The organism is Janthinobacterium sp. TPC_1 (assembly GCF_056037845.1).
Map to the genome: position 1 here is coordinate 5260002 of NZ_CP195157.1, position 20620 is coordinate 5280621.

General features: G+C 62.8%; 16 protein-coding genes and 2 pseudogenes. 8 read left to right on the top strand and 10 right to left on the bottom strand.

What is annotated here, in order from left to right; all coding sequences use genetic code 11:
* Positions 1 to 23 precede the first annotated feature (23 nt).
* The 3 genes and pseudogenes from ACQVLG_RS25595 (at position 24) to ACQVLG_RS25605 (ending at position 3657) form a co-directional block, all read left to right on the top strand.
* Positions 24 to 1885: pseudogene (locus ACQVLG_RS25595) on the top strand (ABC transporter transmembrane domain-containing protein).
* Between the two features lie 2 nt (positions 1886 to 1887).
* Entirely contained in the window at positions 1888 to 2562 is a 675-nt protein-coding gene (gene leuE / locus ACQVLG_RS25600; protein ID WP_070291620.1) for a leucine efflux protein LeuE, read from the top strand.
* Between the two features lie 9 nt (positions 2563 to 2571).
* Positions 2572 to 3657, top strand: coding sequence for a threonine aldolase family protein (locus tag ACQVLG_RS25605; RefSeq protein ID WP_474291645.1), 1086 nt, complete (start codon positions 2572 to 2574; stop codon positions 3655 to 3657).
* A 45-nt stretch (positions 3658 to 3702) separates the two neighbouring features.
* On the opposite strand, the gene ACQVLG_RS25610 is transcribed toward ACQVLG_RS25605, so the two are convergent.
* From ACQVLG_RS25610 to ACQVLG_RS25620, 3 genes are all read right to left on the bottom strand, one after another.
* Positions 3703 to 3909 carry a tail fiber protein gene (locus ACQVLG_RS25610; RefSeq protein WP_474291646.1) on the bottom strand — a complete coding sequence of 69 codons (207 nt, stop codon included), beginning with the start codon at positions 3907 to 3909 and terminating at the stop codon, positions 3703 to 3705.
* A 402-nt stretch (positions 3910 to 4311) separates the two neighbouring features.
* Positions 4312 to 5751 carry an OmpP1/FadL family transporter gene (locus ACQVLG_RS25615; protein ID WP_474291647.1) on the bottom strand — a complete coding sequence of 480 codons (1440 nt, stop codon included), beginning with the start codon at positions 5749 to 5751 and terminating at the stop codon, positions 4312 to 4314.
* A 159-nt stretch (positions 5752 to 5910) separates the two neighbouring features.
* A complete protein-coding gene (locus ACQVLG_RS25620; protein ID WP_474291648.1) occupies positions 5911 to 8685 on the bottom strand; it encodes a bifunctional diguanylate cyclase/phosphodiesterase in 2775 nt (924 codons plus the stop codon).
* Between the two features lie 173 nt (positions 8686 to 8858).
* On the opposite strand from ACQVLG_RS25620, the pseudogene ACQVLG_RS25625 reads away from it, so the two are divergent.
* A pseudogene (locus tag ACQVLG_RS25625) lies at positions 8859 to 9832 on the top strand (thymidylate synthase).
* Positions 9832 to 10872: an SMI1/KNR4 family protein gene (locus ACQVLG_RS25630; RefSeq protein ID WP_474291649.1), complete on the top strand. Its 1041-nt coding sequence runs from the start codon at positions 9832 to 9834 to the stop codon at positions 10870 to 10872. The pseudogene ACQVLG_RS25625 and the gene ACQVLG_RS25630 overlap by 1 nt, the downstream one beginning before the upstream one ends.
* Here ACQVLG_RS25630 and ACQVLG_RS25635 read toward each other — a convergent pair.
* The 7 genes from ACQVLG_RS25635 to ACQVLG_RS25665 form a co-directional block, all read right to left on the bottom strand.
* Positions 10869 to 11216: an outer membrane beta-barrel protein gene (locus ACQVLG_RS25635; protein ID WP_474291650.1), complete on the bottom strand. Its 348-nt coding sequence runs from the start codon at positions 11214 to 11216 to the stop codon at positions 10869 to 10871. The two genes, ACQVLG_RS25630 and ACQVLG_RS25635, sit on opposite strands and share 4 nt — an antisense overlap.
* Positions 11162 to 12679 (bottom strand): outer membrane beta-barrel family protein, encoded by a 1518-nt coding sequence (locus ACQVLG_RS25640; RefSeq protein ID WP_474295792.1) that lies wholly within the window; start codon positions 12677 to 12679, stop codon positions 11162 to 11164. The genes ACQVLG_RS25635 and ACQVLG_RS25640 overlap by 55 nt, the downstream gene beginning before the upstream one ends.
* Entirely contained in the window at positions 12585 to 13139 is a 555-nt protein-coding gene (locus ACQVLG_RS25645; protein ID WP_474291651.1) for a TonB-dependent receptor plug domain-containing protein, read from the bottom strand. Before ACQVLG_RS25645 ends, ACQVLG_RS25640 begins: the two co-directional genes overlap by 95 nt.
* Before the next feature lie 206 nt (positions 13140 to 13345).
* Complete coding sequence (locus ACQVLG_RS25650) at positions 13346 to 13669, bottom strand: VWA domain-containing protein (protein ID WP_474295794.1); 324 nt, start codon at positions 13667 to 13669, stop codon at positions 13346 to 13348.
* Entirely contained in the window at positions 13669 to 14670 is a 1002-nt protein-coding gene (locus tag ACQVLG_RS25655; protein ID WP_474291652.1) for a TerD family protein, read from the bottom strand. Before ACQVLG_RS25655 ends, ACQVLG_RS25650 begins: the two co-directional genes overlap by 1 nt.
* Positions 14671 to 14679: 9 nt before the next feature.
* Positions 14680 to 15930, bottom strand: coding sequence for a TerD family protein (locus ACQVLG_RS25660; RefSeq protein ID WP_474291653.1), 1251 nt, complete (start codon positions 15928 to 15930; stop codon positions 14680 to 14682).
* Positions 15931 to 16053: 123 nt separating this feature from the next.
* Positions 16054 to 16629: a TerD family protein gene (locus tag ACQVLG_RS25665; RefSeq protein WP_077405537.1), complete on the bottom strand. Its 576-nt coding sequence runs from the start codon at positions 16627 to 16629 to the stop codon at positions 16054 to 16056.
* Between the two features lie 234 nt (positions 16630 to 16863).
* On the opposite strand from ACQVLG_RS25665, the gene ACQVLG_RS25670 reads away from it, so the two are divergent.
* The 3 genes from ACQVLG_RS25670 (at position 16864) to ACQVLG_RS25680 (ending at position 20614) form a co-directional block, all read left to right on the top strand.
* A complete protein-coding gene (locus ACQVLG_RS25670; RefSeq protein ID WP_474291654.1) occupies positions 16864 to 17634 on the top strand; it encodes an alpha/beta fold hydrolase in 771 nt (256 codons plus the stop codon).
* On the top strand, positions 17631 to 18116 hold the full coding sequence (locus tag ACQVLG_RS25675; protein ID WP_474291655.1) for a dihydrofolate reductase: 486 nt from the start codon (positions 17631 to 17633) through the stop codon (positions 18114 to 18116). Before ACQVLG_RS25670 ends, ACQVLG_RS25675 begins: the two co-directional genes overlap by 4 nt.
* A gap of 242 nt (positions 18117 to 18358) precedes the next feature.
* Positions 18359 to 20614 carry an Orn/Lys/Arg family decarboxylase gene (locus ACQVLG_RS25680; protein ID WP_474291656.1) on the top strand — a complete coding sequence of 752 codons (2256 nt, stop codon included), beginning with the start codon at positions 18359 to 18361 and terminating at the stop codon, positions 20612 to 20614.
* The last annotated feature ends 6 nt before the right edge of the window (positions 20615 to 20620 follow it).

Genomic DNA, 20620 nt, shown 5'->3' on the forward strand with positions numbered 1-20620 from the left:
TATGTAAATCAAAGCGAAAAACAATGACAACCAGCACAGAAACAGGCAGCACCAGTACAGCTAGCACCGCACCAACTCTTGATACCGGCACCAGCCGCGAACTGAAGAAAGGCAGCCTGGCCGCCTTCAAGGGCTTGATGCCCTTTCTGACGCCGTACCGCAAGCAGTTCTTCCTGGCCGGTATCGCGCTGGTGGTGGCCGCCGCCTCGACCCTGGCCATTCCCGCCGCCTTCAAGCAGATGATCGACCTCGGTTTCGGCGGCGCGGCCGGCTCGAAAAGCATCCAGCACGTCGACCTGGTCTTCCTCGCCCTGTTCGGCGTGGCCTCCATCCTGGCTTTGGCCACGGCGGCGCGCTTTTATACCGTGTCGTGGCTGGGCGAGCGCGTCACGGCCGACATCCGCAGCGCCGTGTACCGCCACGTCGTCACGCAAAGCCCGGAATTCTTTGAAACCACGCAGACGGGCGAAGTCCTGTCCCGCATCACCACCGACACGACATTGATACAAGCCGTGGTCGGCACCAGCATCTCCATGGCGCTGCGCAATGTGCTGCTGTTCCTCGGCGGCCTGGTGATGCTGTTCGTCACCAGCGCCAAGCTGGCTGGCATCATCATCGGCTTGCTGATCCTCGTCGTCGTGCCCATCATCGTATTCGGCCGCAAGGTGCGCAAGCTGTCGCGCGATTCGCAGGACCGCATCGCCGACGCCTCGGCCATGGCCGGCGAAATCCTCAACGCCATGCCCACCGTGCAGGCGTTTACGCACGAGAAAATCGAATCGAAGCGCTTTGGCGATTCCGTCGAAGGCGCCTTCATGACGGCCATGCGCCGCATCCGCGCCCGCGCCCTGCTGACCATGATCGCGATCTTGCTGGTCTTCGGCACCATCGTCTTCGTGCTGTGGCTGGGCGCGCGCGCCGTGCTGGAAGGCTCGATGACGGGCGGAGACCTGGGCCAGTTCATCCTGTACGCCTCCATCGTGGCCGGCGCCATCGGCGCCCTGTCCGAAGTCATGGGCGAAGCACAGCGCGCCGCCGGCGCCACCGAGCGCCTGCTGGAATTGATGGCCGTCAAATCGGAAATCGAATCGCCTGCCACGCCGCTGCCGCTGCCCGCGCGCGCCGCGAACGGCGCCGCCTTGACATTGGACAATGTCATGTTCTCGTATCCGTCGCGCCCCGACACCCACGCGCTCGATCACGTCAGCCTCGACATCCGCGCGGCGAAACGGTGGCCGTCGTCGGCCCGTCCGGCGCCGGCAAGACCACGCTGTTCCAGCTGTTCCTGCGTTTTTACGACCCGCAGAGCGGCAGCATCCGCCTCGATGGCGTCGACATCAAGCAGCTCGACCTGCACACCCTGCGCGACGCCATCGGCATCGTGCCGCAGGATACCGTGATCTTCTCGGCCGACGCCATGGAAAACATCCGCTATGGCCGCGCCGGCGCCAGCGACGAGGAAGTCATCGCCGCCGCGAAAATGGCGGCCGCCCACGAATTCATCGAGCGCCTGCCGAACGGCTACAAATCCTTCCTCGGCGAACGGGGCGTGCGCCTGTCCGGCGGCCAGCGCCAGCGCATCGCCATCGCCCGCGCCCTGCTGAAAAATCCGCCGCTGCTGCTGCTCGACGAAGCGACCAGCGCGCTGGACGCGGAATCGGAACGCCTGGTGCAAAAGGCGCTGGAAGCGGCCATGGTGGGCCGCACCACCGTCATCATCGCGCACCGCCTGGCGACCGTGCAGCGGGCCGACCGCATCGTCGTCATGGAAGACGGCAAGATCGTCGAGACGGGCACGCACGCGTCGCTGGTTGCCCTGGGCGGCATCTATGCGAATCTTGCCGCACTGCAATTCCATCACGTACAGATCAATCCAGCGGAATAATCATGAACGCACTTTTCCACGCCAACCTGGGCATCACCGATTTCTGGACCTTTTTACTGGGGACCATCTTCATCGTCATCCTGCCCGGCCCCAATTCCATGTACGTGCTGTCCGTGGCCGCCCAGCGCGGCGTGCGGCCCGCCTACCAGGGCGCCTTCGGCATCTTCGCCGGCGACCTGATACTGATGGTGCTGTCGGCCTGCGGCGTCGCCTCGCTGCTGAAAGCCAGCCCGGCCCTGTTCTACGTCGTGAAATACATCGGCGCGGCCTACCTGGGCTGGATCGGCCTGCAAATGCTGATAGGCTGCTGGCGCAAGCTGCGTGCACCCGCTCCCGCTGAAGGCGAAGCGGCTGCCGTACCTGCTCCCGTCAAGGAAAGCGACCCGTTCCGCAAGGCGCTGATCATCAGCCTGATGAACCCGAAAGCGATTTTGTTCTTCATCTCGTTTTTCATCCAGTTCGTCGACCCGGCCTTTGCCAAGCCCGTGCTGTCCTTCATCGGCCTGGGCCTGATCTGCCAGGTAATCAGCTTTACCTACCTGACGGCCATCATCTTTGTCGGCGCGCGCCTGGCCGAGACCTTCCGCCGCCGTCGCCGCCTGTCGGCCGGCATGGGCGGTGGCGTGGGCGCCATGTTCATCGGCTTTGGCGCGAAACTGGCCACGGCCACACTGTAAGGAACTCCCGTGAACGAGCTTGAACTGCGCCAGCGCTGCCATACCGTCCTGCCGGGCCACCGCCAGCCCACGCCAGCGGCCACCTTCGCCGCCATGGCCGCCTGGTGCGAAGCCAACGACGTTGCGCACGACACCTATGGCGAAGGCGCGCTGATCGAACAGTTCGAGAACAAGATCGCCAGCCTGCTCGGCTTCGAGGCGGCCGTATTCTGCCTCACGGGCACCTTGGCGCAGGTCACTGCCCTGCGCCTGGCCTGCCAGGACCGCGGCTCGCGCCTGGTGGCGCTGCATCCGACGTCGCACATCCTGCGCCACGAGCGGGGCAACCATGAATTGCTCGATCATTTCAAGGGCTTGATGATCGGCGACCCGCACCGCCCATGGACGGTGGACGACTTGCGCGCCGTGCCCGATGCGCTGGGCGCCGCGCAGCTCGAACTGCCGATGCGCGAAATCGGCGGCCAGTGCCCGTCGTGGGAAGAGTTGAGCGAGATCAAGCGGCATTGCCGCGAACGCAACATCCACCTGCACATGGACGGCGCGCGCCTGTGGGAAGCGCAAGCCGGCTTCAAGCAGCCCTTGCCGGCCATCTGCGACGGCTTTGACTCCGTGTACGTGTCGCTGTACAAGGGCATCGGCGGCCTCGGCGGCGCCGTGCTGGCCGGCAGCCGCCCGTTCGTGGAACGGACGCGCGAGTGGTTCCGCCGCCAGGGCGGCAATATCGTGCACCGCACGCCCTACGTGGTGGCCGCCGCCATGCAATTCGATGCGCGCCTGGCCGCCATGCCCCGCTATTTCGAACGCACGCAATGGCTGTACGCGCTGCTGCGCGATTTTCCATCGATCGCCGTCAACCCTGCCCAGCCGCAGGCCAACATGCTGCATCTGCACTTGCCCGTGTCGCGCGAGCGGGCCATCGCCATCCGCAACCAGGTGGCCGAAGAACACGGCATCTGGCTGTTCGGCCGCGCCAGCCACGCCGCCCTGCCCGGGCACAGCGTGGTGGAGTGGTATGTGGGGGATAACTTGCTGGAACTGCCCGACGACAGCGTACGGCATGCCTTGAGCCTGCTGGACCAGGCCATGCACGCCTAGACCCCGGCTTCCCGCCAGGCCGGCTCGCTGGCCAAGCGGGAATGGCTACCGTGTCCGCAAGCCGTAGGTAAATTTGATCAGGTAGTTGACGCCGATATCGGTCGGCGCGGAAGCACCGGCAGCGTGGCCGCACAAACAGCTGCCCCGGTAGTCGGGCAGGCAGAATTGCTCGTCCGAACCACCATGCAGATAGCCGAGCACGACGAACAGCTCAGGATAGCTGGCGGCGGCAGCAGCGTGCGGCCGTCGCACGGCATCCAGCCGCTCGCCTCGATATGCGCACCGGCGCTGTCCCCGGCAAAGGCGACCACCGCGCCGACGGGCGTGTCGCCGAAGCCGGGCCGCACGAAAGCCGGCGGCAAGGCAGGAAACGTGGCACTCATGGCCAGGCCTTCCCGCCGCGGGTGGCGACGCAGAGAGCCCATGGGCTGGCGCCGGCCGCCGTCAGCGATGACGCATCGCCGCTTTGATCAATGTCAATTCGCATGTCATGCCCTTGTCGGTTTTCATGTCCATCCAGACCTGCATCCGGTTTCATTCCAATAATGAATCAACATTTTTCGAAAAGCAAGTTTCGTGCTGCGCGGCATAAAAAAAAGCGCCCGAAGGCGCTTTTTTCATTTCATGGCGGCCGGGTTGGCCGCCACTACCTGCTTAGAACTTGTAGTTATAAGCGAGACCGATCAACTGCATGCGGGTCTTGAACAGGCCCTTGGTGGTTTCACCGTTGCCGGTGCAGCCGTTAGACAGCGGCGGCACGGGGCCGCAGCCATTTTTGTAATTGACGTCAGCATCCTTGAAATCGATATAGCTGTAGGCCAGGTCCAGCGAGGAATTGGCGTTCAGCTTCCAGTTCGCGCCGATCGAATACTGCATGCGGTCGCTGTCCGGCAAGGCCGGGTGGCGCAGTTCGGCGCTGCGGACCGGCGCCTGATCGTGAGCGATACCGGCGCGCAGCAACAGGCTTTCGCTGTACTTGTAGTTGGTGCCCAGCGAGACGCGGTAGGTATCTTTCCAGTTCTGGCGAATGCGTTCCGGGCCTTCGGCCGTCGGCGGGAACTGGATATCCAGGTTCTGCAGGCGCGAAGTACGGGTCCAGGTGACGTCGCCCATCAAAGCCCACTTATCGTCCATCTGGTGGAAAGCATTGATCGATACGGTTTCCGGCGTGCGCAGTTCGACCAGCGCCTTGGAGTTGACCTTGCCCGATGCGGCGCTGATGAAGCCATTCACGGCCGCATTGTTCGACACTTGCGAGAAGTCCCAGATCGTGTCGCCTTTCAGCTTGTGCGAAATCGACGAGCGGTAGGAAATACCGAAACGCGTACCTTCATTCATCTGGTACAGGTAGCCCAGGTTGAAGCCGAAGCCCCAGTCGTCGCCATCCATCGAGGCGTGGCCATCCTTGGCGCCCGCCAGTGCTATGCCGGCAGCTTGCGCGGCAGCCGCGCCTTGCGCCTTAGCAACACTCGCCAGGAAAGCCCTCGAGGCGACTGGATTCGCGCTCAAGGCACTGACCGTACCCGGCACGTCCACTGCCTGGCCCAGTTCCGCCTTCATGTATTCAGCCGTCACGCCGAAACCGAACGAGTGGTGCTGGTCCAGTTTGAACGACACGGAAGGATTCAGGGCGATGGCTTCGAGCTTGATGTTGGTGATCGCATAGCGGCCGCTCCAGCTGTTGCCATAGTCAAGCTTGGCGCCGTAGGGCACGAACAGGCCCATGCCGACGGTCCATTGGTCATTGACTTTCTTGCTGGCGTACAGGGCTGGCGCAAAGACGGCATCCGGTGCGTAGTCCTTGGTCGTGCCACCCGTCGGCTTGCCCAGGAAATTGACGGAGCGATTGTCCTGGAACGTCGAATGCGGTACCACCAGGGTGCCGCCGCCCACGAACTGCGTGCCTTCCAGGCGGGACATGCCGGCCGGGTTGTAGAAAATGGTCGACGCGTCGGCCGCTTCGGCGCCGCTGGCGTCAGCCGTGCCCTGGGCGGAAACGCTTTGCGAACCAAAACGGTAGCCGGAAGCTTGTGCGGTGGAGGAGATGCCGGCGAACGCGGCAACGATCAAAAGGGGCAGATATTTATGTTTCAAGTTAGTCTCTCTTTATTATATGAAGTGTCTTCGTCACATTATCCCGGGTAGCTCAACCTCACCCGTCCTGCACTGTTCTTGCCGCCGTGAACTCCAATTCACTGACGGCATGAGCGAAGCATATAATATTTTTTAGAAAAAAGCGAACGTTCGCTCTTTTTATGAAACAGCGTTGTTTTCTACGCCAATCGCGGGACTGTACGGGGGCAGCACGGGGGCCGGCAGCGGTATCAGGAAGCGCTGGTGCATCAGCGCCAGCATCTGTTCGGCCGCCACGGGGCGCGAGATGAAATAGCCCTGCACTTCATTGCACTGCAGCGTACGCAGGATGTCGAGCTGCTCGCGCGTCTCCACCCCTTCGGCCACCACGCTCATGCCCAGCGCATGCGCCATCGACAGGATGGCGCGCACGAACACTTCCCCCTGCTCCGAGCGCCCCAGCTCCATGGTAAAGGCGCGGTCGATCTTCAAGCCATCCATGGCGAACTTCTGCAGCTGCGACAGCGAGGAATAACCGGTACCGAAATCGTCGACCAGCAGGCGCACGCCCAGCGCGCGGATGGCCGACAGCTGCTCCACGGCGCGGTTCTGCTCATCCATCATGGCCGATTCCGTGATTTCCACCTCGATCAGCCGCGCATCGATGCGGTGGCGCGCCAGCGCGGACGCCAGCACCTGGTGCACGTCGCCACGGCCGAACTGGCGCGCCGAGACGTTGATGGACACGGGCACCAGTTCCAGCCCGCTGGCCTGCCAGCGCGCCATCTGCAGGCACACCTTCTCGATGACGACTTCGCCCAGCTGCGAAATCAGGCCGCTGCTCTCGGCCACGGGGATGAATTCCAGCGGCGGCACCATGCCGTGCTGCGGATGCTGCCAGCGCACCAGCGCCTCCATGCTGCACAGCTGGCCGCTCATGGCGTCGACCCGGGGCTGGTAGACGACGAGGAACTGGTCTTGCTCCAGCGCCGCCACCAGGCTTTGCTCCAGTTCGCGGCGGTTGCGGATGGTTTCGAACAATTCGGGCTGGAAGAAGCGGTGATGGCCCTTGCCTGCCACTTTCACGGCATACATGGCGATGTCGGCATTCTTCAGCAGCACTTCCGTCTCGGCGCCATCGCGCGGATACAGGCTGATGCCGATCGACGCGCCCATCTTGTGGCGTTCGCTGCCCAGGTAAAACGGTTCGTCGAAAGCGATGGCGATGCGCTGCGCCACCTGCTCGGCGCGGCTGTCGTCCTCCACCGGGTCGAGCACGACGACGAATTCGTCGCCGCCCAGGCGCACCACGTGGTCGCCCGGGCGCAGCACGGCCTTCAGGCGCAAGGAGGCGGCGCGCAGCACCTTGTCGCCCTCGGCGTGGCCCTGCGTATCGTTGATATCCTTGAAGCCGTCCAGGTCGATGAACAGCAGCGCCAGCATGTGCCGTGCGATGGCGGCCCGCCCCAGGGCGCCCGGCAGGAATTGCTGCAGCCAGTAGCGGTTGGGCAAGCCCGTCAAGCCGTCCTCGTTGGCCAGGCGGCGCAAGTCGCGCTCGTGCTCCTTGGCCGTGCTGATGTCTTGCAGGGTGACGGCCAGGCGGTCGCCGCTGCGCACCAGGCGCCGGCGTATCCAGCGCAGCTTGAACGGGTTACCTTCCGGCAACTCGATCTCTTCCTCGGAAAAGCCGGACTCCATGGCGGCCCGGTAATTGTGGATCAGGTCGCGGAAATACGGCTCGTGGGCGCGCGACTGCAGCCGCATGCCCAGCAATTGCTCGCGCCGCACGCCGAAGTAGCCGGCGCCCGGCTCGTTGCAGTCGACGATCTCGAAATCGAGGATGCTGCCATCCGTGCCGCGCAGGGCGGCAATGATATAGAAGCCGTCGCTCGTGCCTTCGGTGGCCATGCGGTAGGCATTGCGCACGCCTTCGGACTGGTGGTGGCGCCACGCCAGGCGCAGCGACAGCACGGTGGCGACGGCGGCAAAGGCCAGCAGCAGCACGGTGACGGCCAGCGCGATGCCGAGATAAATGGTGCGGGTTTCCTCGTAGGGATGCAGCATCTCGCCGTCCGACAGGCCGACCACGGCCGTAAACGGATAGGCTTTCAGCGCCTGCCAGCCCACATAGCGGCTTTGCTTGTCGGAAAAAGCGATCCTGCCGCCCGAATGCAGGGCGCCGCTGTCCGTTTCGAGGAAGCTGGTATCGAGGAAGGGCGTGCCCCGGCCGGTCTGGGTCGGCAGGACGCGCGAGCCGAGGCGCGTGCCGAACAGCTCGCCCTCTTCGCCCACCATGGCGGACATGCCGAACTTGCCAAAATTGACGCTGTCGTAGAATTCCGAAAAGTAACTGGAATGGATGGAGATGAGCAGCACGCCATCGAAATTGCCATCCTCGTCTTCCAGCCGGCGCGTGAAATGCACGAGGCCTTCATCGGCACCGGGCGCCGTGGCGACACCGCCCCCGTTGACGCTGCCGAGCGCAATGCGCAGCGCGCTGGAATTGCTGCGCCAGTGGCGCAGCAGGAAATCGCTGCGCTCGTTGACCCGCAGGCGCTGCAGCGGCGCCGTGGCCGTCACGGGGTGGCCCTTGCGGTCGAGGATGGCGACGATGGCAAATTGCGGCAAGGCATACATGCCCTGCGTCTTCAACTGGTCCAGACGCAGCTGGCCGCGCGAATTTTCCCACTCGTACTTGAGCTGCAAGGTCAGCTGGTCCATCTGTTCCAGGGTGCGCAGCAGGTACTGGCTGTAGGCCTTCGACAAGGAAGACACGCTGTCGAGCGCCTGCTGCTGCGCCACCTTCCTTTCCGCCTCCAGCTGCAGCAAGGTGGCCGTCCACAGCACGGCGCACAGAACCAGCCCCAGCAAGGGCCAGGCCAGAATCAGGCGCAGGTTGGCCTTGAAAAAATCGGCCCTGCTCATCTCCACCACGGCGGCGTTATTACTATTCACAAATTGTCGCAAAAACATGGTGCAGCATCTGCCGTTTCTGTATTTCCTTAGGGACACACAAATTACCACAGAGTCATGTTTGCAGGGGATAAGGTAGTGTAATTATGTGCGTCGCCCGCATCCCGCCTGTCGCGCCTGCGTTACAATCACCATCCTTACCGTTGGAGAAATACATGCAGCAATATCAAGATTTGATCAAGACCGTGCTCGAAACGGGCAGCTGGCAAGACAACCGCACGGGCATCCGCACCCTGAGCGTGCCGGGCGCCATGATGCGTTTCGACTTGGCCAACGGCAATTTCCCTGCCGTGACAACCAAGAAACTGGCTTTCAAATCCGTGATCGGCGAATTGTGCGCCTTCCTGCGCGCCTCGCGCAACGCGGCAGAATTCCGCGCGCTGGGCTGCAAGGTGTGGGACCAGAACGCCAATGAAAATGCGCAATGGCTGGCCAATCCCTACCGCGAAGGCGAGGATGACCTCGGTCCCGTGTATGGCGTGCAATGGCGTCAATGGCCTGCATATAAGGTGCTCGCGCGGCCCAGCCCGCGCAGATCGCCGACGCGCAAGCCAACGGTTATACCTTGATTGCCCCCATCGCCGAGGACGGCGTGCAAAAAGTGCTGCTGTACAAGGCCGTCGACCAGTTGCGCGAGTGCCTCGATACCATCATGACGAACCCGGGCAGCCGGCGCATCCTGTTCCACGGCTGGAACCCGGCCGTGCTGGACGCCGTCGCCCTGCCCGCCTGCCATTTGCTGTACCAGTTCATCCCGAACGCCAGCACGCGCGAAATCTCGCTGTGTTTATATGTGCGCAGCAACGATATCGGCCTGGGCACGCCGTTCAACATCGCCGAAGGCGCCGCCCTGCTGCACCTGGTGGCGCGCCTGACGGGCTATACGCCGCGCTGGTTTACGTATTTCATCGGCGACGCGCACATCTATGAAAACCACCTGGACATGGTGGAAGAGCAACTCAAGCGCACGCCGTTCCCGGCGCCCCGTTTCGTCATTTCCGAGCGCGTGCCCGACTACGCGAAGACGGGCAAATACGAGCCGGAATGGCTGGAAAAGATCGAACCGTCGGATTTCTCGCTGGAAGGCTATGAACACCACGCGCCCATCAAGGCCGCGATGGCCGTCTGATGGCGGTGCCACCACTGGCGGCGCTGCACCGCAAGCTGTTTGACGAAACGGACGGCGTCAAGTTTTCCAATCTGAAAGACCGGCTGCTGAAAAAGCATGCCGCAGATGACCGGCTGGCCGTGCTCGCCATCCTGACCGCCTACGCCAGGGAAGGCCAGCTGCTGCACTGGCGCGCCTTCCTGATGACGGATATCGTCGCCCTGGCCGAACCGGGAGAATATGGCGATTTTTTCAGCTGGAGCCTTGATATGGACGGCCTCGCCTACTGGGGCGTGGATGGCATGCTCAAAAGCATGGGCAAGGAGGCGTATGCTCCGCTCGTGGCCCTGGCCACTGCGGAAAATGCCAAGCTGAGCGTGCGCGCCAAGGCCGTGAAAAGCCTGGCCGCCTTCAGCCGCCAGCCTTTCGATGCCGGTTTGCCGTACGATCCCGGCCATTGGAAGGAAGAGCAGTTGCGACTGGAGGCTGTGCAGGCCTGGCAGCGCGATGCTTACCCGGATGGCGCAGGCCATGCGGTGCCCGCCACCCACGCGGCGCTCGATGAACCGCGCACGCCGCTGGAAAAAGCTGCCGCCAGGCTGGAGAAAAAACTGGCGGCCCGGCGAAAAAAGGAGCAGGATCTGGCGCAGCCATCGAACTGGCTGACCATCGCCAGCGCCGCCGACATGGCCGGCATCGCGCAGCGCTGGGCCTTGCCGGAGCAGTACCGGCGCTTCCTGGCCTGCCATTCGCCGCTGCGGGTATTTATCGACAGCCAACCGAATTTCCAGGGCTTGAGCCTGTACGGCGCGGCCGAACTGGTCAAGGGCCAGCACGGTTACGCCTGGGATCCCGTCAGCGGCGCAGCCATCGCCGGCTGGCCGGAACAGTACCTGGTGATCGCCGACGCGGGCGCCGATCCGTATTGCCTGGACCTGGGCGCCATTGCCGGCGGCGATGCGCCCGTGTACACGGCCGAACACGGCATGGGCGCATGGCGCTTCGAGCGCCATGCGGACAGTTTCATCGACTTCCTGAACGAGATCGCGCTGGCGGCCTAGCCTGCTTCGCCTCCCGGCCCACCCGGGCCGGGACCGCCTGGGCCGCCTGGCCCCCGTCCGCCCGGCGGACCGAAGCGCGGTTCGCGCTCGCCCTCTTTCGCCGCCGACGTGGCGCCACCGAGGCGGTACGACAGTCCCACGTAAATCATCCGTCCATCGAAGCGCCGCGTGCTCGTCTCGCGCAGGGAGGCGCTGTTGATGACGGTTTCCATCTTGTTGCTGCTGAACACATCGGTCACGTTCATGACCAGGCTCAATTGCGGCGTCACCGTGTGGCGTAGACTGAGGTTCAAGGTATTGTTCGGCGAGCGGTAGCCCTGTCCCGACAAGGTCTTGCCTTGCATTTGCAGGGCCAGTTGCAGGGCAGTTGCAGCTGGTTGGCGGGATTGATCTGGTAATTGAGGCGCGCGCGGCCGCTCAGGGCATTCGCCGTGCGCGTGCTGCGGTTGCCCAGGTCGTCGGAACTCGTTTGCTGGCTGCGCGCCAGGTTGCCGCTCGTGTTCAGGGTCAGCGATGGCGTGAGCTTGCCGCTGACGCTGAACTCCAGGCCGCTCGAATGGCTGCCCTCTCCGTTTTCGCGCGTCGTCAGCAACACATTGTCGCTGATAAAGTAGCGGTAATCGACGATGGCGTCCGTGTCGCGGCGGTGGTAGGCGCGCAAGCTGCTTTCCAGGCCGAACAATTTCGTTTCATAGCCGATTTCGAACGAATCCGTCTGCGTGGGCTTCAGCTTCGGATTGCCGGCCGACACATTGAACTCGTCGCGGTAGACCACGTACGGGTTCAGGTCGCCCGCATTCGGGCGGCGCAGGCGGTGCGCATAGCTGAAGCGCAAATTGCTCTCGTCGCTGACCTTGTAGGTGGCAAACAGGCTGGGAATGTAGTTGACGTAGTTGTTGCCGGCCTCGACGCCGCTGGTGATCTGGCGCACCGTCAAATCCGTGTACTCGGCGCGCAAGCCAGCCAGCGCGCCCCAGCGCTCGCTCAGGCGCATCTGGTAGGAGCCGTACAGCGCGATGGTGCGTTCATCCATCTCGAAGCGGTTGCTGCGCATGGGGTTGACGGTCGCAAGCAGGCTGGCCGGGTTGATGTCCGTATATAAAGTGTCGAAACTGCTCTTGTTGTCGGCCACCTTGTAACCGAGCTTGGCCGTGCCGCCCGCCAGCGGACGCTCGTAGTCGCCGCTGAAGTCGACGATGCGGTTGCCCGTCTCGCTGTGCTGGCGCGCGCGGCTGTCGAAGGCGTTCACAGGCGCGACCGCGTAGGTATTCGCGTAATCGCTGTCGCTTTCATTGGTCGATGACGACACGCGCAAGTCGATCTTGAGGGTTTCACCCGGCAATTCTCCCTTGTGGTCGTAGCGCGCGCCCCAGCTGTAGTTACGGCTGTCGCCGTTGCGCACGGTGCGGCGCACATAGTCGCCGATAGTGCTGCCCGTGCTGTCGCCATTGATGTAGCGGTCGAGCGAGCGCTGGTCGTTGCTGCGCCCGTTATACGACACGCTGGCGGCCAGGGTGTCATTCGTGTTCAGGTTGTAATTCACGGTGCCGTGCAAGCCCAGCGAGTCGTTCAAGCCATTGTTGCTGGACTGCTGGCTGCTGGGGGCGAACGCGCCAGTGCCACGCTCCAGGCGCTCACGGCTGACCTCGCCCACGGAATTGCGGCCGTCATGGCGCACATTGATGCCGCCCTGGTAGCCCCACGGCCCTTCGTTATAGGTGCCGGAGACGGAGCTGTTGTAGCGTCCGGCGATGCCCGCATTCGCGTTGACGGTGGCAAAGCCGCCCGGCTTGCGGTTGCGCCGCATCACCAGGTTCAGGATCGGCCCGCCACCGGCCTCGTTGCCGAACTGGGCGGGGATTGTTGATCACTTCCACGGATTCGATATCGTCGGCCGCCATGGCGTTCAGGGTGGCGCCGCGCGAATCGCCCTGCAGCATGGCCGACGGCTTGCCATCGATCAAAATCTGCACATTGCTGCTGCCGCGCAGGGAGACGGACCCATCGGGATCGACGGCCACGGACGGCACATTGTTCAAGGCGTCGGCCGCCGTGCCGTTGCTGCTGCCCACGTCGGACTTGACGTCGTAGACTTGCCGGTCGATGCGGCCCGTGGGACGTTCGGCCGTCACGCTGACGGAAGGCGGAGACCCGGCGGCCGGCGCCGGCTTGACGGCATTGTCGCCGGTGACGGTTTGCGCCTGGACAGCGGCGCCGGAGACGAGCAGGCTGCCGCCCGCCAGGCAATGGAAAAGAAGTTTATGCATTGGCTAAAAGTAATCGAGACGCTACGGATGAGGCACTACGCCGCAGCGTGAGAGCACATGTGTGGGCACAGTTCAAGCATGCCACGATTGCAAGGAGCAAAGCAAATGCGAACCATTGTTATTTACTTCAATTTACAAATCTCTTGCACTTGTGGCCGTACAGCCTCATCCGATGACCTTTGCCCTGCCTTTGCGCTATCTTTACGTTAAGTCAGCAAGCCCTGCCCCCGTGCCAGTTTCAGCCAGCCCGGATATTCCGTCATCAACAAATCATACAGTTCCGCATCGCTGTGCTCGTCGGGCGAGCTGACGGAAAAGTAATTGGCATTGTCGACCAGGCGCCCCTGCAGTTCGTCGAGCTTTTCCAGGAACGGGAAGTCGGAATCGGCAAAGGCGGCGAGGAACTTGCTTTTCGACTTGCGCCCCTTGCCGATGCCCATGAATTGCCAGAAGATGGGCTCATTGCTGGCCCAGCGCAATTGCTTTTCCGTCGTCGCCTGGTCGCTGGTGCCGCCATCGGTCACGAACATCACGTACACGGGCAACTCGGCCGCGACGGGCCGCGTGCGCTCGCCGCCTGCCGCGCCGGGAAATAGAAGGCGCGGATGGCCTGCATGGCGGCGCCATAGCGCGTGTCGCCTTCCAGCGGATGGCGCTGTATGGCCTGGCTCACGTAGGTATTGCAGTTGCTCAAGGCCATCGGCGCCGGATGGTGGACGTTCTTGCCAAAAAGAAAAACATCGATCTCGCCATCGTCGTCGAACTTGCAGCCTAAAGCCAGGATGCGCTCGGCAAAGCGCTGCACCAGCCCCTCTTTATATAGCCGTCCCATGGAACCGGAAATATCGAGGCACAGACACACCTTGGCGCGGTGGTCAAGCAGGCCCACTTTTTGCAGGGACACGCCCGCCTGCTTGACCAGGCTGACCAGTTGCGGCGCCTCGCGTTCGACGCGCTTTTCCAGGTTGATCTTTGCCTGCATGACGGCAGAGGCGGCTGCAGGGGCAGCCTGGTCGACTTCGCCGCCGAAGTGGCGCACCAGCGCATCGAGTCCCCCATTAAAACCTTGCCCCACGGCCATGCAGCGCCAGCCGCCATCCTTGCGGTAAATTTCTGCCAGCATGACGGCTTTTTCTTGCGCAAAATCAGACCCGGCAAAGGCAAAGCGTGCCAGTTCGCGCCCGCCCGCCTGCAGGCGCACGTGGCCAGCTTGCAGCTGCGACATCACGCCGCCGCCATCGATGGACGCCGTCACGACGAGGCGATCGATTCCGGCCGGCAAGCGCGCCAGCTGCAAGGCAAACTCGGCCATGTCGCCACCGCTGCCCGCGCGCGCTTCCACGCCGCCGCACGGCGTGCGCGGCTGGTTGAAAAAGGTCATGTAGCGCTCGTCGGACAGTTTGCCGGCCGCATCGAGGCCGAAACAGGCCACGTCGAGCGCCAGGCCCTGGGCGGCGACGCCGACCTGCAAGACGCCATCGGGAACGAGATTGGCCAGCGGCAAGCGCTGTCCCTTGGACAAGGTTTCCATCAGTATCTCCTAGGCGATATAGCGGCGCGGGTTATCGGCATTGCAATCATCTTCGTCTTCCTTGTCCTCGCCCTTGAAGACGACGGGACCGTTGAAGGCCAGTTGCAGGTTCTCGCCTTGCCAGCTCAGCCACGGCGTCGCTTCGCTGCCGGGCTCGGACGTCTTGCCGGACGGTTCCAGGATGATGCTGTCGGGCGTGACGCGCGCCATGCCGATCACATAGGTGTAGACGGAATCGTCGTCGGCCGCCTTGGACAGGCGGAAATCGAAGTCGCACTCGACGATCTGCTGGCCATATTGCATCACCATCTTCGGCCGCATGGACGCGACCGAGACGGCGCCATTGGCCACCGCCGAATACACGCTGAAGACGAGGCCCACCGTGCCGCCGTAATGTTGCGCCAGCGCAGGATTGACTTCCACCGTTTCCGTGGCCGGCTCCTTGCCCGCCGCGCCCGCCACGTCGCCCAGGTGGCGCACGAAAGGCATGCTGTCGAAGTTCCCGGCCGTGTCCGGCGCCTGGATGAAGCGCATCTGGCCGTTCGGCAAGAGGATGCCCACGCGCAGGTCGAGGTCGTCGTTATCGTCGTCGCCGTCGCCGTTATCGACCCAGGTGGCCTTGACGGTGAGTTTTTTCGGCGCGCCCGCGCCCTTTTCCAGCGAGACCTTGTGCGTCTGCCCCGCCTTGGTCAGCGAAATTTTCGACAAGGAAATCTTCGCCGCCGCAGGCTCTGGCGCGGCCTCGGCCACTTCGCCGCCGAAATGGGCGACCAGCGCGTCCAGGCCGCCGTTAAAACCCTGGCCCACGGCCATGAAGCGCCAGCCGCCGTCCTTGCGGTAGAACTCGCCCAGCATGACGGCTTTTTCCTGTGCAAAATCAGGCCCGGCAAAGGCGAAGCGGGCCAGTTCGCGCCCGCCGTCCAGCAGGCGCAGGTAGCTGCTGCCCAGCTGCGCCATGGTGGCGGCGCCATCGATGGCAGCAGTGACGACGAGGCGCTCGATGGATGCAGGCAAACGGTCCAGCTGGTAGCTGAAGCCGGCCGCATCGCCGGACGGCGCCGAGGCTTCCACGCCGCCGCACGGCGTGCGCGGCTGGTTAAAGAAAGTCATGTAGCGGTCGTCGGACAGTTTACCGGCGGCATCGAGGCCAAAACAGGCAAAATCCAGCGCCACGCCGGCACTGGCGAGGCCCAGCTGCACGACGTTGCCCGTGACGAGGCCGGACAGCGCCAGGCGCTGCCCCTTGATCAGGTTTTCCATGGGATCATGTATTCAGGTGTGGGAGCTTCGGACAACGGCTCAGGGCAAGGCGCGTCGTCCGAAGACAGTACGAATAGTACGGCGAGGCGGCGCAACGCCGCCATGGGCCGTTTTCCGGAGCTCTTAAGCGTTAATGCCGAACGAGCGGGCTAGAGGACCCAGACCGCCTTTAAAGCCTTGACCAATCGCCTTGAATTTCCATTCGCTGCCGGCGCGGTAGATTTCGCCGAAGATCATGGCCGCTTCCGTCGAACCGTCTTCCGACAGGTCGTAACGGGCGATTTCCGCGCCGTTGTCGCCGTTCAGGCAGCGGATGTAGGCCTTGCCGACCATGCCGAAGTTCTGCTTGCGGTTTTCCGCGTCGTGGATGGTCACGGCGATGGCGATCTTGTCGATGTCGGCGGGCACGTTGGCCAGGTCGACGGCCACTTTCTCGTCGTCGCCATCGCCGCCGCCGGTCGTGTTGTCGCCCGCGTGGACGATGGAGCCGTCGGCCGACTTCAGGTTGTTATAAAAAATGAAATCGGCATCGGAGCGGGCCTTGCCATCCGTTTTCAGCAGGAAGGCGCTGCCGTCCAGGTCAAAAGCGGCGCCATCGGTGGCGCGCGGGTCCCAGCCCAGGCCAATCACGATTTTCTTCAAACCGGGAGCTTCCTTGCTCAGGTTGACATTGCCGCCTTTTTGCAAACTGATCGCCATGGTAATTCCTCTTTAGTATTTAGTAATGAATGGGTTGCATCCGGTGTTTCAAGTCACGCCGCCGGCACGCCAGCTTGATGAGCCATGAGCCTACCATAAAGTTCCTGCTTGTCAGCCGCGCACTATTGAAAATAATGCCATGAGGAAAATACCGAACGGCTGTCCTAATGCGCAAAATGACGGATAATGCCGCTCGACAAAAATTTTCACCCCCATGAGCGACTTGAACCCGGGATGTCCTTGAACAAGATACAACTCGACTGCATTCCCGGCACCCTGTGCGACGAGCGTCTGTGGTCGCGCCTGGCGCCTGCCCTGGGCGACGCCTTTGAGCTGCGGCACGTCCCCCTGCACCAGGCGCGCACGCGCCCGCAGATGCAGCAGATGATCGCCAGCCACAGCGCTCCACAAGCCCACCTGGTGGGCTTTTCGCTGGGCGCCTACCTGGCGCTCGAACACGCGCTGGCGCACCCGCAGCGTGTGAAATCCCTCACTTTGATCGCCAATTCGGCCAAAGGTTTGCTGCCGGCGGAAATCGAAGCGCGCCAGCGCATCGTCGCCATGCTCGAGCGCAATGCCTATGCGGGCATCACGCACCAGCGCCTGCGCGAACTGCTGCACCCGTCACACCTGGACGATCCCGCCATCACGGGCCTGATCCGGCAAATGGGGCTGGACCTGGGCAAGGACGTGCTGCTGGCGCAATTTCTCACCACCATCGACCGTCCCGACCTGATGGCGCGCCTGCCGGAACTCGATTTCCCCGTGCTGATCGTGGGCGCCGAAGACGACAAGCTCGTCCATCCCGACGACCTGCGCGCCATGGCCGCCCGCCTGCCGCAGGCCACCCTGGCATTACTAAAAGACAACACCGGCCACATGATTCCGCTGGAAGCGCCGGGCCCGCTGGCCGACGCCATGCGTGCGCATCTGGAGGCTGCCGGCAATTTCAACGATAATGACGGGCATCGGGCCCCGCCCCCACCTTTTTCACAGAACCAATGAGCTTACTGACCATCATCGTCGCCACCGACCAGCAAGGCGGCATCGGCATCAACAATACCTTGCCGTGGAAATTGCCGGAAGACCTCGCGCACTTCAAGCGTTTGACGACGGGCCACCCCATCCTCATGGGCCGCAAGACCTTCGATTCCATCGGCCGGCCGCTGCCGAACCGCCGCAACATCGTCATCACGCGCAATGCCGACTGGCGCCATGAAGGCGTGGAAGCGGTGCCGTCGGTGGAAGCGGCCATCGCCCTGCTGGACGGCGCCGAAGGCTATGTCATCGGCGGCGCCGAGATTTACCGGCAAGCATTGCCCCTGACACAGCGCTTGATCGTCACGGAAATCGGCCAGAGCTTTGATTGCGATGCGTTTTTCCCTGCCGTGGACCATGCTCTGTGGCAAGAAACCGCGCGCGAGGCCCATGTATCGGAGAAATCCGGCCTGCCTTACGCCTTTGTCACGCTGGAACGCAAAGCCTGATAAGGTTGATAGTTATTGACAGAATGTTGCTGTAATACCCCTGTCACACCCATGCGTCACGCTAGCGCAAGCTTGTGAGGCTGAGGGCTGATATTTTTTTTCCCGCAGAGACGCCGCATTTCTGCGAGAATCCCGTTCTTATTTTTTTTCTGCGGCTGCCGGGTTGTACTACCGCCTGACCGTCGCGCCCTAGTCCGCCCCTCCACATAAGTCAGGGGCGGCTTGCTTTTTTGGAGACATGCATGAAATTTCGTTTCCCCATCGTCATCATTGACGAGGATTTCCGTTCTGAAAATACGTCCGGCCTGGGCATTCGCGCCCTTGCCGCCGCAATGGAAAAAGAAGGCATGGAAGTGCTGGGCGTGACCAGCTACGGCGATTTGTCGCAATTTGCCCAACAACAATCGCGCGCATCGGCCTTCGTGCTGTCGATCGACGATGAAGAGTTCGGCGGCGGTTCCATCGAGGAAACCGATCACGCCTTGAAGTCGCTGCGCGCCTTCGTCGAGGAAATCCGCTACAAGAACGCCGACATCCCGATTTATCTGTATGGCGAAACGCGCACCTCGCGCCACATCCCCAACGATATCCTGCGCGAACTGCATGGTTTCATCCACATGTTCGAAGATACGCCGGAATTCGTCGCGCGCCACATCATCCGCGAAGCGAAATCCTACCTGGACGGCCTGTCGCCGCCGTTCTTCCGCGCGCTGGTGCACTACGCCAACGATGGCTCCTACTCGTGGCACTGCCCCGGCCACTCGGGCGGCGTGGCGTTCCTGAAGTCGCCGATCGGCCAGATGTTCCACCAGTTCTTCGGTGAAAACATGCTGCGCGCCGACGTCTGCAACGCCGTCGAGGAACTGGGCCAGCTGCTCGACCATACGGGTCCTGTCGCCGCGTCCGAACGCAATGCGGCGCGCATCTTCAATGCCGATCATTGCTATTTCGTCACCAACGGCACGTCGACCTCGAACAAGATGGTGTGGCACTCGACCGTGGCGCCCGGCGACATCGTCGTCGTCGACCGCAATTGCCACAAATCAATCTTGCACTCGATCATCATGTGCGGCGCGATTCCCGTGTTCCTGATGCCGACACGCAACCACCTGGGCATCATCGGCCCCATCCCGCTGCACGAATTCACGCCGGAAAGCATTGCCCGCAAGATCGAGGCGAACCCGTTCGCGCGCGAGGCGAAGAACAAGAAGCCGCGCATTCTGACCATCACGCAATCGACCTACGATGGCGTGATCTACAACGTGGAAACCCTGCGCGAAATGCTCGACGGCAAGATCGACACCCTGCACTTCGACGAAGCATGGCTGCCGCACGCCACCTTCCACGATTTCTACAAGAATATGCACGCCATCGGCAAGGATCGTCCGCGCGCCAAGGAATCGATGATCTTCTCGACCCAGTCCACGCACAAATTGCTGGCAGGCCTGTCGCAGGCCTCGCAAATCCTCGTGCGCGAATCGGACACGGTCAAGCTGGACCAGGACGCCTTCAACGAGGCTTACCTGATGCACACCTCGACTTCGCCGCAGTATTCCATCATCGCCTCGTGCGACGTGGCCGCGGCCATGATGGAAGCGCCGGGCGGCACGGCCCTGGTGGAAGAATCGATCATGGAAGCGCTCGATTTCCGCCGCGCCATGAAGAAGATCGACCAGGAATGGGGCCAGGACTGGTGGTTCCAGGTGTGGGGCCCGTCCAGCTTCAACGACGAAGGCATGGGCCAGCAGGAAGACTGGATGATACGCGCCGAGGATGACTGGCACGGCTTCGGCGACCTGGCTCCCGGCTTCAACATGCTCGACCCGATCAAGGCGACCATCGTCAACCCTGGCCTGTCGCTGGACGGCCAGTTCGGCGACACGGGCATTCCCGCGTCCATCGTCACCAAATACCTGGCCGAGCATGGCGTCATCATTGAAAAATGCGGCCTGTATTCGTTCTTCATCATGTTTACCATCGGCATCACCAAGGGCCGCTGGAACACCTTGCTGACGGCCTTGCAGCAGTTCAAGGACGATTACGACAAGAACCAGCCGATGTGGCGCATCCTGCCGGAATTCGCGGCGGCCAACCCACGCTACGAAAAAATGGGCTTGCGCGACCTGTGCCAGCAAATCCACGATTTCTACAAGGCCTACGACGTGGCGCGCTTGACGACGGAAATGTATCTGTCGGACATGATCCCCGCCATGAAGCCGTCGGACGCGTTCGCCAAGATGGCGCACCGCGAAATCGAGCGCGTGGCCATCGACGAACTGGAAGGCCGCATCACGTCCATCCTGCTGACGCCGTATCCACCGGGCATCCCGCTCTTGATCCCGGGCGAGCGCTTCAACAAGACCATCGTCGACTACCTGCGCTTCGCGCGCGACTTCAACGAGCGCTTCCCCGGCTTCGAGACGGATGTGCATGGTCTTGTGAAACGCGAGGTCGATGGCAAGCGCGGTTACTTCGTCGACTGCGTTCGTCAGGACTAGAGCACC